Annotated in this window: 11 protein-coding genes, 2 tRNA genes and 1 pseudogene; 2 read left to right on the top strand and 12 right to left on the bottom strand. The window is 59.0% G+C overall.

What is annotated here, in order from left to right; translation table 11 throughout:
• Positions 1–4: 4 nt before the first annotated feature.
• Together PspCFBP13508_RS08275 and PspCFBP13508_RS08270 are read right to left on the bottom strand one after the other, a co-directional pair.
• Positions 5–280 carry a bacteriocin immunity protein gene (locus PspCFBP13508_RS08275; RefSeq protein WP_130910067.1) on the bottom strand — a complete coding sequence of 92 codons (276 nt, stop codon included), beginning with the start codon at positions 278–280 and terminating at the stop codon, positions 5–7.
• 6 nt (positions 281–286) lie between these two features.
• A complete protein-coding gene (locus PspCFBP13508_RS08270; RefSeq protein ID WP_137214168.1) occupies positions 287–1,534 on the bottom strand; it encodes an S-type pyocin domain-containing protein in 1,248 nt (415 codons plus the stop codon).
• A gap of 398 nt (positions 1,535–1,932) precedes the next feature.
• Between PspCFBP13508_RS08270 and PspCFBP13508_RS08265 the strand changes: the two are divergent.
• A pseudogene (locus tag PspCFBP13508_RS08265) lies at positions 1,933–2,127 on the top strand (DNA-binding protein); the annotation flags it as partial.
• A gap of 202 nt (positions 2,128–2,329) precedes the next feature.
• Here PspCFBP13508_RS08265 and PspCFBP13508_RS08260 read toward each other — a convergent pair.
• Positions 2,330–2,406 (bottom strand) — tRNA-Met (locus PspCFBP13508_RS08260).
• 115 nt (positions 2,407–2,521) lie between these two features.
• Positions 2,522–4,579: a methyl-accepting chemotaxis protein gene (locus PspCFBP13508_RS08255; protein ID WP_137214167.1), complete on the bottom strand. Its 2,058-nt coding sequence runs from the start codon at positions 4,577–4,579 to the stop codon at positions 2,522–2,524.
• A 434-nt stretch (positions 4,580–5,013) separates the two neighbouring features.
• On the opposite strand from PspCFBP13508_RS08255, the gene PspCFBP13508_RS08245 reads away from it, so the two are divergent.
• A complete protein-coding gene (locus PspCFBP13508_RS08245; RefSeq protein WP_137214165.1) occupies positions 5,014–6,231 on the top strand; it encodes an MFS transporter in 1,218 nt (405 codons plus the stop codon).
• 182 nt (positions 6,232–6,413) lie between these two features.
• On the opposite strand, the gene ychF is transcribed toward PspCFBP13508_RS08245, so the two are convergent.
• From ychF to PspCFBP13508_RS08205, 8 genes are all read right to left on the bottom strand, one after another.
• The gene (gene ychF / locus PspCFBP13508_RS08240) at positions 6,414–7,514 is read right to left on the bottom strand and encodes a redox-regulated ATPase YchF (RefSeq protein WP_016773202.1); all 1,101 of its coding nucleotides are present in this window, start codon (positions 7,512–7,514) and stop codon (positions 6,414–6,416) included.
• Positions 7,515–7,536: 22 nt separating this feature from the next.
• A complete protein-coding gene (gene pth, locus PspCFBP13508_RS08235) occupies positions 7,537–8,121 on the bottom strand; it encodes an aminoacyl-tRNA hydrolase (protein WP_016773203.1) in 585 nt (194 codons plus the stop codon).
• 171 nt (positions 8,122–8,292) lie between these two features.
• Positions 8,293–8,895, bottom strand: a complete 603-nt coding sequence (locus PspCFBP13508_RS08230) for a 50S ribosomal protein L25/general stress protein Ctc (protein WP_110602994.1) — start codon at positions 8,893–8,895, stop codon at positions 8,293–8,295.
• Positions 8,896–9,036: 141 nt separating this feature from the next.
• Positions 9,037–9,978, bottom strand: a complete 942-nt coding sequence (locus PspCFBP13508_RS08225) for a ribose-phosphate pyrophosphokinase (RefSeq protein WP_003171603.1) — start codon at positions 9,976–9,978, stop codon at positions 9,037–9,039.
• Between the two features lie 45 nt (positions 9,979–10,023).
• Positions 10,024–10,098 (bottom strand) — tRNA-Gln (locus tag PspCFBP13508_RS08220).
• A gap of 37 nt (positions 10,099–10,135) precedes the next feature.
• Positions 10,136–10,987, bottom strand: coding sequence for a 4-(cytidine 5'-diphospho)-2-C-methyl-D-erythritol kinase (gene ispE / locus PspCFBP13508_RS08215; protein ID WP_137214164.1), 852 nt, complete (start codon positions 10,985–10,987; stop codon positions 10,136–10,138).
• A 3-nt stretch (positions 10,988–10,990) separates the two neighbouring features.
• On the bottom strand, positions 10,991–11,608 hold the full coding sequence (gene lolB / locus PspCFBP13508_RS08210) for a lipoprotein insertase outer membrane protein LolB (protein WP_130909558.1): 618 nt from the start codon (positions 11,606–11,608) through the stop codon (positions 10,991–10,993).
• Between the two features lie 3 nt (positions 11,609–11,611).
• Positions 11,612–13,336, bottom strand: coding sequence for a tetratricopeptide repeat protein (locus PspCFBP13508_RS08205; RefSeq protein WP_024014295.1), 1,725 nt, complete (start codon positions 13,334–13,336; stop codon positions 11,612–11,614).
• Positions 13,337–13,473: the final 137 nt, after the last annotated feature.

Raw genomic sequence — 13,473 nt, 5'->3', positions numbered from 1 at the left:
CTTATCAAGAGTCTTTGAACCCGGATAATCCCTGTGCTGCTCGCCAGTCCCTGACACTTTGCATTACCCCCACAGGCGAGTTATCAGCACCAGGCTCCGGGTAGTAGATCAAGTCCGATCCTGCTGGATGCTCGCTGATTGTCTCGAAGTGTGCCAACAGTAAATCAGCACGATCATCGTTTTCAGCCTCTTCATCCTCTTTCGCGAGCTCTTGTAGTAGCGCGACGAATTCGGCCTCTGTGTACTCAGAAATGCTGGCTTTTAATAAGGTGTCTTTCATATTTGCCTATTCACGCCGGTGTATATCTATATGGTTCCGAGGAGTATTTACTCGAAGGTTATCTAGGTCATATACGCCACCGCCCTTGGATATTTTTTCGAGATGGTGAATTTCATAAGACTTTCTACCGCCGACTCTATCGGCTTTACGCACACGTGGCGCCTTACCCTTACGCATGCGACCAACATTCTGTTCAATCAACTCACCCCCCGATGCTGACTCTGCAACCGTTTTCCAAAAGGTTGCTCTGAATGAGTCGAAGTTTTTGAATTCTCGTCCTCGTAGAGAGTTGGCAACGTCTGTTGGAATCGGAACCCCCACGCCCGAATCAGCCCCCGCAAGCCATATCCCCGACACATCCTCACCCACCCCCGTAACGATCCCCGGCGTCTGCCTCGCCGGCCTCGAATAAACCACATACAACGACTTCAGCCCGGTGTCCGCCGGGAACACCAGAATACAATCCTCGGCTGTTACATCCTCGCCCGGCAGACCCTCAATCTGGCTATCGGTGTTCTCCGGAATCGGGTGGACGAGGATCGGGTCGAGTGCCTCACCGTGGTCGGGATAAACCAGCGGAGGCATCGACCCCAACGGCCCGCGTTGCGGCGTCCAGAGAATGGTGATGCCGTTGAGCTTGGCCTCCATGGCGGTCTTGTCGGCGTTCCACTTGACGTTCACCGTGCGTACGGCGTCGTCGCCAGAGGCGCCGGAGTGGATGCCGTAGACCCGCAGAACACCTTCGGCATCACGACGAAACTGGAAGCGCACGCGCGTGGTGGCACGGCTCATGCGGCGTAGTTCTTCGTCGGTGTGAAGCGTGCCGTCGGCCATTTTGCTCGGCAGCATTCCCAGCACGAACACGCTGGCCGGCCCGCCGGCGCCGCGGATGGCCCAGTTCAGGCGCTGTTGCAAAATCCCGCCGCCGGCCAGACGCCCCAAAGCCAGGTCGGCGCCTATTGCCGTCGCGACAGCGGTACTGGCGGATGGCATGAGCATGGCGCCGGCGACCATGATCTTGCCGAAGTTGCTGGCTGGCTCCTCGGCAGTGCCAGCGTCCGTGCGACACCAGTTGTCCGGCGTGCAGGATTTGGCAAAGACCCTGTCTTCGCGTGGCTTGGGCGCAGGCCACTCATCCTTCTCGATGTACACCGGCTCCGGCGCTTTCGGTGGAAGCAAAGTAAACCAGGCCCTGCCACCGCTATACGGATTTAATAACCAGTCATCGTCGAGAAGGTATTTGTATTGAGGCATGCCCACTCCCTGCATGGCGCTGAATCGAGCCAGGGGAGCTTGTCGGTCGAAGGGCAATTCAGGGAGAGAGCGGCGGGTGCTTGAAGTAATGAAAAATCCAGTTCTTACGTGAGCAAAGCCTGCTTCCTACAGGGCTATCTCAGTCCAGAGGTCTTGCGCCTGGTTCAGGCGAAATTGTCGTCGGTCGCGGCTGTAGTCTTTTCGTTTGAATGGCTGATTACGCCGGATTTCTCGTACAGATTATTCAGGTCGACAGCCTACGCGGCGTTGCCTGAGGATGTTTTCTGTACGGTTGCCAGGAGGGGCTTCACTTTTGCTGGGCGGTGGAACAAAACAAAGGCAGCAACACGACATCGATCAATCAAAAGAAATCTGGAAGGCGCTGAAGAGGTAGCTCAATGAAAAGCGTAAGCAATCACGAGGACAGTGTTCTCGAAATGCTGCGCACGGACGAGAATTTCGCTCTCGAATATCTCGTTGCAGCATTGGAAGAAATTGATGAAGAGGGCGGTGAGTCTGTGTTTCTCACCGCGGTGCGACGTGTGGTGGAAGCGAGAGGCGGTTTTGCCGCTGTCTCCAACGCAACCGGACTTCACACAGCAGCGTGATCCACCGTGGTAATAAGAAGCCCGGCTCGATGTCGGGCTTTCTGATTTTTTCCCTGCGGCATTTCTCTGATGGGGCACGTGGAATTGATCCGCTGACATTAAGCGGTAGGTTGCGAGTGAAGCAGAGCGCAACTTTTCTCAAGGCATAAAAAAACGGCCTACCTTTCGGTAAGCCGTTTTTAGTACTTGGTGGCTACACAGGGACTTGAACCCCGGACCCCAGCATTATGAATGCTATGCTCTAACCAACTGAGCTATGTAGCCAAGTGGCGCGCATTATTCCCCTGAAATGGCAAAGCGTCAAGCGTAAATCGAAAATATTTCTTCCTGTTTTCAACCGCTTATCCTCCAGCCCCGAAAATCGGGGCCGGGGAGGGCGTCAGCGCAGTTGGAATCTGGCGGTATTGGCGCTCAGGGCTTCGCTACCCTGGCTCAAGGTGTCGGCCGCGAGGTTCACCGCGCGTGCGCCTTCAAGCAAACGCACCGCCGCTTGATCGACCTGCTGGATATTGCCGCTGACTTCGTCGGCGGTGCTGGCCTGTTCTTCAACCGCCGTGGCGATTTGCGCCAAGGTGTCGGTGACGCTCTGTACGGCGCTGGCGATTTCTCCCAGGCGTTCGCCGAGTCCGGTGACCGCCTCGGCATCCGATTGCGCCTGGCCGCAGGCGGCTTCCATCAGGCTCACCGCTTCGTTGACCGTGGCGCGCAGGCTGTCGACGGTGCCGGCGATCTGCGCGGTGGACGATTGCGTGCGTTGCGAGAGGCTGCGCACCTCGTCGGCGACCACGGCAAAGCCGCGACCCTGTTCGCCGGCGCGGGCGGCTTCGATGGCGGCGTTGAGCGCGAGCAGGTTGGTCTGCTCGGCGACGCCGCGAATGGTGTCCACGACCAGTTGAATCTGCTGGCCTTGCTCGCTGACCCGGCCGAGTGCGGCGGCAGTGTCGTTCAGGCGCTGATTGAGCTGCTGAATGCTGGCCGTGGTGCGCTGGCTGTCGCGGCTGCTGTCGGCGGCGATGCGCCGGGTCTGCTGGGCGCTGCCCGAGGCCTGTTCGCAACTCTGCGCGACGCCTTGCGAGGTGGCGGCCAATTGCGTGGCGGCAGCGGCGATCTGGCTGATCTGCAACTGCTGCGCCTCGACTTCACTCAGGGCGCCGCTGGAGTGTTGGTTGAGGCTGCGTACCGCGTTGCTCAACTGCGAGGTCTCGTGGTCGACGCCGAGCATGCTGCTGCGCAGTTGCACCACGGCGACGTTGAGCGCGGTGCTGATCGCCGCCAGCTCATCGCGCCCCACCACTGGCACTTGCAGGCTCAGGTTACCGTCGCGCAAGGCCTCAGCGAGCAAGGTGATGCCGCTGGCACTGCGGCGGATCGAGGCTTGCAGGCAGACGAACAGGTACAACGCGGCCAGCAGCAGGCAACCGAAGATTGCGGCGACAACAATGAACTGGCGGATCGCCGAGCTGTAATACGCATCGAGCCGCTGATCCAGCGCCACCAGGGATTGCTGGCGCAGGGAAGCGAGGTCGGTGAGCAGCGCGTCGAGGCTGCGTTCGAAGTCCTCTGGCTTGAGGTTGATGCTGCCGCCAAACACACCGTCGTCGAGGACTTTCAGGCCGCTGTCGAGGTGTTTCAGGCTGTCGTGATACTGACCGGCCCAGGCTTGCAGCTCGGCTGGCAGACGCGCCTCCAGCAGGCCGGCGGTTTTCACCAGTTGCTCGCGGGCGTCGCCGATGCGACTGCGCAGGTCGCGCAACTGCAGGCGGCTCTGCAGGGTGAACTGCCCGGAGACCACCGAAGCCTGGCCGACCGCGGCGAGACGGCCGACCCGCTCGATCAGGTCCGGTGCGTGCTGCGTGGAAATCTGCGTCAGCAGGTAGGTTTCCAACCACGGCGCGAGGGTCAGGCGATTGTCCATGACGATCTGCTCGCGCAAGGCTTGCAGCGCGCCCAGGGCATTGGTGAAGCGGTCATAACCGTCCGGCCACCAGCCGACATTGCTGAGGCTTTTCGTATCCAGGCCATTGAGTGCGGTTTGCAGCGCCTGAAAGCGTTCGAGGATTGCGCCGTCGGCGCCTTGCTGGTTCAGGGCATTGCCCAGCTCCGTGGTGGCTTGCAGTACCGCCGGTTGCACGCCGTCGAAGGCAGCCATGGCGGCGAGGGTGGCCGGTGTCGGCTGACGATTGGTCTCGGTGGCGCGCCAGCGGGCGGCGCGGTCGCGTTGCGCGGCGAGCAGGTTGTCCAGCGCATCCAGCGCGAGCAATTGACGCACACCGGCACGTTCGCCGGCGATCAGATTGAGCTTCTCGCGATAGTCATGGCCGATCATCAACAGGCTGCCGGCCAGCGGCAGAATGAACAGCAGAAACAACAATTGGAATTTACCTGCGAAGCCAAACCGCCCCAGCAATTTGATCCCCGGTGAAAGGAAAGCCTGCATGCCTCATGACTCCTCTGGACACCACGCACCATTGGCGTGCATCGCGAACCTTTCGGCTGCGACCTGTGCCCTCTAAAAGGCCTCGAAAGTTCACCCATGCCCGCTCTGTAGGCCGGCTCTGTAGCGAAACTTCCCATTGTCGAGCGCCTTTGTAAGGCGATCGTGTTCAAGGGCAGAAGCAAGGCAAGATTCAGACCATGGCGTTGCGCTATCACCTTCGCTGCCAACGATCCCCTGTAGGAGCTGCCGAAGGCTGCGATCTTTTGACTTTGATGGTTAAAAGCAAGATCAAAAGATCGCAGCCTTCGGCAGCTCCTACACGGTGGTGTGTCCAATAACTTAGTTAGCTGCCTAAGGGGATAGCGCGAGCGCACCGAAAAATGGCACATTGACGCACCTGCCTGCGGGCACCCATCTGCTGTCCGGAATTTTCCATGGCTATCAGCAACGTTCAGACCGCCGCTGCCTCGGCGACCGCTGCTCCGCAAAGCAGCCCCTTGGTGATGCGCATCATCGGCGCGGTGGCGCTGGCGCATTTGATCAACGACCTGATCCAGTCGGTTCTGCCGTCGATCTACCCGATGCTCAAGGCCAACTATGGCCTGACCTTCACCCAGGTCGGCCTGATCACCTTGACCTTCCAGTTGACCGCGTCGCTGTTGCAGCCGTGGGTCGGTTATCACACTGATCGCCACCCCAAACCGTGGCTGCTGCCGGCGGGCACGGTGTGTACCTTGATCGGCATTCTGATGATGTCGGTGGTCGGCAGCTTCCCATTGATTCTGCTGGCGGCGGCGCTGATTGGTATCGGCTCGTCGACCTTTCACCCGGAAGCCTCGCGTGTTGCACGACTTGCCTCGGGCGGCCGCTTTGGTCTGGCGCAATCGACCTTTCAGGTCGGCGGCAATGCCGGTTCCGCGTTCGGCCCGTTGCTGGCGGCGGCGATCATCATTCCCTTCGGCCAGGGCAATGTAGCGTGGTTCGGTCTGTTCGCAGTGTTTGCGCTGTTCGTGCTGTACCGCATCAGCCTTTGGTACGCCAATCACCTCAACCTGTTCAAACTCAAGGCCGGCCAGGCGGCGACGCACGGCTTGTCGAAGGGCAGGGTGACCAGTGCGCTGGTGGTGCTGGGGCTGCTGGTGTTCTCCAAGTATTTCTATATGGCCAGTTTCACCAGTTACTTCACTTTCTACCTGATCGAGAAGTTCGACCTGTCGGTGGCCAGCTCGCAGCTGCACTTGTTCCTTTTCCTGGGCGCAGTGGCGGCGGGAACATTCTTCGGCGGACCGATTGGCGACAAGATCGGGCGCAAGGCTGTGATTTGGTTTTCAATCCTGGGGGTGGCGCCTTTCACCCTGATCCTGCCGCATGTCGATCTGTTCTGGACCAGCATTCTCAGCGTGGTGATCGGCTTCATTCTGGCGTCGGCATTCTCGGCGATTGTGGTGTACGCGCAGGAACTGGTGCCGGGCAATGTCGGGATGATTGCCGGGATCTTCTTCGGTCTGATGTTTGGTTTTGGCGGAATTGGCGCGGCGCTGCTTGGGCATCTGGCGGATGTGCACGGGATTGAGTATGTGTATTTCCTGTGCTCCTTCCTGCCGTTGTTTGGTGTGTTGGCGATCTTTTTACCGCGTACCAGAAAGGCCTGAACAGACGAATCGAACTGTGGGAGCGAGCCTGCTCGCGAATGGGTGTGTCAGTTGACGAATGCTTAGCTGACACGCCGCATTCGCGAGCAGGCTCGCTCCCACAGGGAAATGTACTCAGTCACTGAATTTCAGGCACAAAAAAGCCGCGTATCAAACGCGGCTTTTTCGTGTGCGGCTGTTGCTTAGACGTTGAAGCGGAAGTGCATTACGTCGCCGTCCTTGACGATGTAATCCTTGCCTTCCAGACGCCATTTGCCGGCTTCTTTGGCGCCGGCTTCGCCCTTGTACTGGATGAAGTCGTTGTAGGCGATGACTTCGGCGCGGATGAAGCCTTTTTCGAAGTCGGTGTGGATCACGCCAGCGGCCTGTGGTGCGGTGGCACCGACCTTGACGGTCCAGGCGCGGACTTCTTCGACACCGGCGGTGAAGTAGGTCTGCAGGTGGAGCATTTCGTAGCCGGCGCGGATCACGCGGTTCAGGCCAGGTTCTTCCAGGCCCAGGGCCTCGAGGAACATGTCCTTCTCCTCGCCGTCGTCGAGCTCGGCGATTTCCGCTTCGATCTTGTTGCACACCGGAACGACCATGGCGCCTTCTTCTTCGGCAATGGCCTTGACCACGTCCAGGTGCGGGTTGTTCTCGAAGCCGTCTTCAGCCACGTTGGCGATGTACATGACCGGTTTGGTGGTCAGCAGGTGGAAGCCCTTGATCACGGCTTTCTCATCCGCGCTCATGTTCTTCATCAGGCTGCGCGCCGGCTTGGCTTCGGTGAAGTGCGCGATCAGTTGCTCGAGCAGAGCCTTCTGAACCACGGCGTCCTTGTCACCGCCCTTGGCGTTGCGCGCGACTTTCTGCAGTTGCTTCTCGCAGCTGTCGAGGTCGGCGAAGATCAGTTCCAGGTCGATGATTTCGATGTCGCGTTTCGGGTCGACGCTGTTGGACACGTGAATCACGTTGTCGTCTTCGAAGCAGCGCACCACGTGAGCGATAGCATCGGTTTCGCGGATGTTGGCCAGGAACTTGTTGCCCAGGCCTTCACCTTTCGAGGCACCGGCAACGAGGCCGGCGATGTCGACGAATTCCATGGTGGTCGGCAGGATGCGCTTCGGATTGACGATGGCCGCCAGAGCTTCCAGGCGCGGATCCGGCATCGGCACGATGCCGCTGTTCGGCTCGATGGTGCAGAAGGGGAAGTTCTCGGCCGCGATACCGGATTTGGTCAGGGCGTTGAACAGGGTGGACTTGCCGACGTTAGGCAGGCCGACGATGCCGCAATTGAATCCCATGGTGTTTCCCCTCGGGTAAAAGTCAGGCCTTCTGGCTGTGCAGGTTTTTCATCGCGCGGTTCCATTCCCCGGCGAGGATATCCGGCAGCACGCCGAGGGCAAAGTCGATGCTGGCATCGAGTTTTTCCTGTTCGGCGCGTGGCGCACGACCCAGGACGAAATTTGAAACCATACTGGCAACGCCCGGGTGGCCGATGCCAAGCCGCAGGCGGTAGAACGTATTCTGATTGCCCAGTTGCGCAATGATGTCGCGCAACCCGTTGTGACCGCCATGGCCGCCGCCCTGCTTGAGCTTGGCAACGCCCGGAGGCAAGTCGAGTTCGTCATGCGCCACGAGGATTTCTTCAGGCTTGATGCGGAAGAAACCGGCGAGTGCCGCCACGGCCTGGCCGCTGCGGTTCATGTAGGTGGTGGGAATCAGCAGACGAACATCCTGACCCTGATGCGAGTAGCGCCCGGTCAGGCCGAAATATTTGCGATCGGCCACAAGATTCACATTCTGTGCGTGGGCGATGCGCTCAACAAAAAGGGCCCCTGCGTTATGCCGGGTCTGTTCGTATTCAGCGCCTGGATTTCCCAGGCCAACGATCAGTTTGATGGCAGTCACGATAGGGGCCCTTCCTTGGAGTGGTTGATAACATCGCCGCGATCGGGGAAAGCGGCGAAAGTGGACGAAAAATGCTCATTTACCATGGATGTAAACTCCGCGTTCTCGCCCGCTTTCTCGCTACGTTCCAGTCCGCGATGTTACTTGCTCACTCCGGCATGACAGAGTGAATTACTCTGCTGCGCCTTCTTCGGTAGGTTCTGCAGCTACACGTGGAGCGTGGACGTTGGCAACAGCCTTGTCATCGCCGTGTGCCAGAGCAACGAACTCAACACCTTTAGGAGCTTTGAGGTCCGACAGGTGGATGATGGTGCCGATTTCTGCTTTCGACAGGTCGACTTCGATGAACTCAGGCAGATCTTTTGGCAGGCAGGTCACTTCGATTTCAGCAACAACGTGCGAAACTTCGCCGCCTTTCTTCACTGGAGCTTCTTCGCCAACAAAGTGTACAGGCACGATGGCGGTCAGTTTCTGGCCGGCAACAACGCGTACGAAGTCAGCGTGCATCACGTGGCCTTTGGCCGGGTGACGCTGCAGAGCCTTGATGATGACGTTCTGCTTGGTGCCACCAACGTTCAGCTCGATGATGTGGCTGTAAGCCGCTTCGTTTTCGAGCAGTTTGGCAACTTCTTTGGCCAGCATGCTGATGGATTCAGGGGCTTTGTCGCCACCGTAAACTACAGCTGGAACCAGGCTTGCGAGACGACGCAGGCGGCGGCTCGCACCTTTCCCCAGGTCGGAACGCACTTCAGCATTCAGAGTAAAATCGTTCATTTTGTATCTCCAAAATAGCCATGACCGAGTGGCGTTTGCGACCAGCGCCGAACACGGTATGGGCAAAAAAGCCCCGCCCCGACAGGAATGCCGGGGCGGGGCGCTTTTCGTCAACGAGACATTTCGCGAAGGGCAGGGCCCTTAACGGAACATCGCGCTGATCGATTCTTCATTGCTGATGCGGCGAACCGCTTCGGCAACAACCGGTGCGATATCCAGTTGGCGGATACGTGCACAGGCTTGTGCTGCAGCGGACAGCGGGATGGTGTTGGTCACCACCAGCTCGTCCAGCACGGAATTTTCGATATTCTCGATGGCCCGGCCCGACAGCACAGGGTGTGTGCAGTAGGCAAAGACCTTGGCTGCGCCATGCTCTTTCAGGGCCTTGGCCGCGTGGCACAGGGTGCCGGCGGTATCGACCATGTCATCGACGAGAATACAGGTACGCCCTTCGACATCACCGATGATATGCATCACTTCAGAGTGATTGGCTTTCTCACGGCGTTTGTCGATGATCCCAAGATCGACGCCCAGCGACTTGGCAACAGCCCGTGCACGCACGACGCCACCAATGTCCGGGGACACGATCATCAGGTTTTCGAAGCGCTGATCTTCGATGTCATCCACCAGAACCGGGGAGCCGTAGATGTTATCTACCGGAATATCGAAGAAACCCTGAATCTGGTCAGCATGCAGATCAACCGTGAGAACACGGTCGATGCCGACTACGGTAAGCATGTCAGCAACGACTTTCGCGCTGATAGCCACACGTGCGGAACGCGGACGGCGATCCTGACGGGCATAACCAAAATAAGGAATAACAGCAGTGATACGAGTAGCCGAGGAGCGGCGGAAGGCGTCAGCCATCACTACCAGTTCCATCAGGTTATCGTTGGTCGGAGCGCAGGTCGGCTGAATAATGAAGACGTCTTTACCGCGAACGTTTTCATTGATCTCGGCTGTGATTTCGCCGTCGGAAAACTTGCCGACAGAGATGTCACCGAGAGGGATATGCAGCTGACGTACGACACGCCGAGCCAGATCGGGGTTGGCATTCCCCGTAAAGACCATCATCTTGGACACGCGCAGTACCTAGAGGCTGAGGGTAACCTGGATGAGTAGAGAAAATGGCAGGGGCGGCTGGATTCGAACCAACGCATGGCAGGATCAAAACCTGCTGCCTTACCGCTTGGCGACGCCCCTGTATCTGTTGCTTTCAAGTGCCGGGCACTTGATTCCTTTAGAGCAGACTTTGCAGCTTGCGATGCAACATCGAAACGTTGCTTCCTTTCGCTACAAACCCTGTAAGGGTCTCTGTCAGAAGGGCCGAGACTTTATCAGCTTCAGCTTTGCTTGGGAAGCCCCCAAACACACAACTTCCAGTTCCGGTGAGCTTTGCTTCGGTAAATTTACCTAACAAATCCAATGCGTTACGTACCTCTGGATAACGCCTTGCTACCACCGGCAAGCAGTCATTTCGACTGTTTCCCTCGGGAACGGGGCGCACTTTAATGGGCGGTGTGTTACGTGTCAACAAAGGATCGGAAAAAATTTCTGCCGTACTAACAGCGACTTGCGGCACGAGCACCAGATACCACGGTTCTTCGGGGTCGACCGGGGTCAGTTTCTCGCCAACACCCTCGGCAAATGCCGCATGGCCACGGACGAACACCGGTACGTCGGCACCGAGTGACAGGCCCAGTGCGGCGAGACGATCTTCATCCCAGCCCAGTTGCCACAAATGATTGAGGCCGAGCAAAGTCGTCGCCGCATTCGAACTGCCGCCACCAATGCCGCCGCCCATGGGCAGGATTTTGTCGATCCAGATGTCGATGCCGAGCGCGCAGCCGGATTGTTGCTGCAACATTTTCGCCGCGCGCACGATCAGGTTGCTGTCGTGGGGCACGCCGGGAAACTCGGTATGCAGCCGGATCACGCCGTCATCGCGCACGGCGAAAGTGATTTCATCGCCGTAATCGAGGAACTGAAACAGCGTCTGCAATTCGTGATAACCGTCTTCACGGCGACCGAGAATGTGCAGCATCAAGTTGAGTTTGGCCGGCGAGGGCAGGGTCAGGCGTGCAGCGGTCATGCGTTATTGCCCCAACTTGCGCGGTTGCCAGGTCTTGATCACCAGCGTCACGTCGAGGTCGGTGCCGTGCAGCTTGATGCGCTCGGGGAGCCAGTAACCATTCTGTTCGGTGTAGGCGGTGTATTCGACTTTCCAGCCGTCCTGCTCAAGGCTGGCCAGGCGGCTGTCGGCGTCCAGGTTCAAGCGACTCTTGCTTTCCGGAGCGGGCAGGCCGCGAACCCACCAGGCCAGATTCGACACCGGCAATTTCCAGCCCAGTTGCTCTTCGAGCAAGGCTTCAGGAGATTGCGATTCGTAGCGGCCCTGGTTGGCGACTTCCAGCGACACCTTGCCCGGACGCCCGGTCAAGCGTGCCGCGCCACGGCCCAGCGGGCCGGACAGGCGAATGTCGTAATAGTCCTGACGCTGCAGCCAGAACAGCGTGCCGCTGCCGGAATCCTTCGGCGCGCGGATGCCGATCTTGCCGTCGATCTGCCAGCCATCAAGGCCGGTCAGTCGCTGTTTGTTTGCCGCCCACTGGGCCGGGCTGCCGTGACCCTCGACCGATTCGCGAGTGCCGAAACCCGAACAGCCGGCGAGCAGGGCGATGAAGCTGAAAACAATAACGTGGCGCAAAAGCATGGTTTAAAGATTCTCGGATCCGGTCAGGCGCTTGATGGTGCTGCGCAGAATGGTGCTGTCGGGCTGATCCTTGAGGAACTTGCCCCACACTTGTTTGGCTTCGCGTTGATTGCCCTTGGCCCAGAGGACTTCGCCAAGGTGCGCGGCGACTTCGTGGTCGGGGAAACGCTCGAGCGCCTGGCGCAGGTATTTCTCCGCGTCGTCCAGATTGCCCAGGCGATAATTGACCCAGCCGAGGCTGTCGAGAACCGCCGGGTCTTCCGGATTGATCTGGTGCGCCTGCTCGATCAGCGTTTTCGCTTCAGCGTAGCGGGTGGTGCGATCGGACAAGGTGTAGCCCAGCGCATTCAGCGCCATGGCGTTGTCCGGGTCGCGCTTGATGATCAGACGCAGGTCTTTCTCCATCTGCGCCAGGTCATTGCGTTTTTCCGCGAGCATGGCGCGGGTGTAAAGCAGATTGAGATCGTCCGGATACTTCTGCAGCGCTTGTTGCAGAACCTTCCAGGCCTTGTCGTCCTGTTTGTTGGCCGACAGGCTTTCCGATTCGATCAGATACAGCTGAATCGCGTAATCCGGTTGCTCGTCACGCTCGGCGGCCAGCTTGCTCTGCGCTTCGGCGGTCTTGCCGTTGCTCATCAGGATATCGGCCTGACGCAGCTGTGCCGGCAGATAGTCATTGCCCGGGCCGACCTGGGCGTATTCGATGAGCGCGCCTTGCGGGTCATTGCGCTCTTCGGCAATCCGGCCAAGGTTCAGATGCGCTGAATCGACGTGGCTTTCGCGGGCGATCAGGTCTTCCAGATAACCCTTGGCCTCATCCCACGCCTTGGCTTCCAGGCACACCAGCGCCAGCGAATAACGCAGTTCGTCGTCTTCCGGGTATTGCTGAACGAGGGTGGAGAATTCGGCCTTGGCGTCGTCCATGCGGTCCTGTTCGACCAGCATGCGCGCGTAAGTCAGGCGCAGGCGCTTGTCTTCCGGGTATTTCCTGATGCTTTTCTGCAATAGCGGCAGCGCTTCGTCGCCACGGTTGAGCAATTGAAGCAGGCGCGCACGCAGCAGGATCGGTGCGATTTCGCCGTCTTCCGGTGGGTTGTCTTCGAGCAGAGTCAGCGCGCCTTGATTGTCGCCGTCTTGCTGGAGCAGCAGAGCCTTGCCGAAAATCAGCTGATTGTTGTTCGGGTGGCGCTGGAGCAAACGGTCAAAGCTTTTCATCAGACCGTTGCGGGTTTCCTGATCGGTGTCGGCGGCCGACAGCGCAAGGAAATCGAAATGGGTGTCGCCCTTGCCCTGCAGGACTTTCTCCATATAGACCATGGAGTCGTCGTAGCGCCCGGCGCGGGCCAGTTGCACGGCGGCGGCGCGTTGCGCTTCGAGATCGTCCGGCGCGTTGCGCGCCCAGATCAGCGCGGTGTCGAGGGCCGGTTGATCGGCGCCCAGATATTCGGCAATGCGAAAAGCGCGCTCGGAGACGCCCGGATCCTGGGTGTTGATCGCTTGGGTCACGTAATTGTCCAGGGCAATGTCGAAACGATTGCGCTGGCCGGCGAGTTCGGCGCTCAGCAGGCTGAACACGGTTTCCTCGCTGAACGAGCCGTAAACCTTGGGCTTTTCAGGGGCGGGCGTGGTGTCTTCGACCGGTGGGGTGCCGTCCGGCGCAACGGGCGCCATGGCCTGGCAGCCGCTGAGGAAGACAAAAGCGAGGAGCAACGCGGAAGATCTATTCATATAGGAAGAGGACGACTAACCTGCGGTCGGATCATCATGACACAAGCCTTCGGCCAAACATAACCGAGACTCAATTGTGGCCATTATAGGGGCTGACGATTGGGACAATAGTCAGCGGTAGTTGTTCTGAATCTTTC

Origin of the sequence: Pseudomonas sp. CFBP13508 (assembly GCF_005233515.1) — a bacterium.
In the GTDB taxonomy this organism is placed as follows: domain Bacteria; phylum Pseudomonadota; class Gammaproteobacteria; order Pseudomonadales; family Pseudomonadaceae; genus Aquipseudomonas; species Aquipseudomonas mercuritolerans.
The sequence above is the reverse complement of the archived record's forward strand: the minus strand, read 5'-3'. Positions and strand labels throughout refer to the sequence as shown.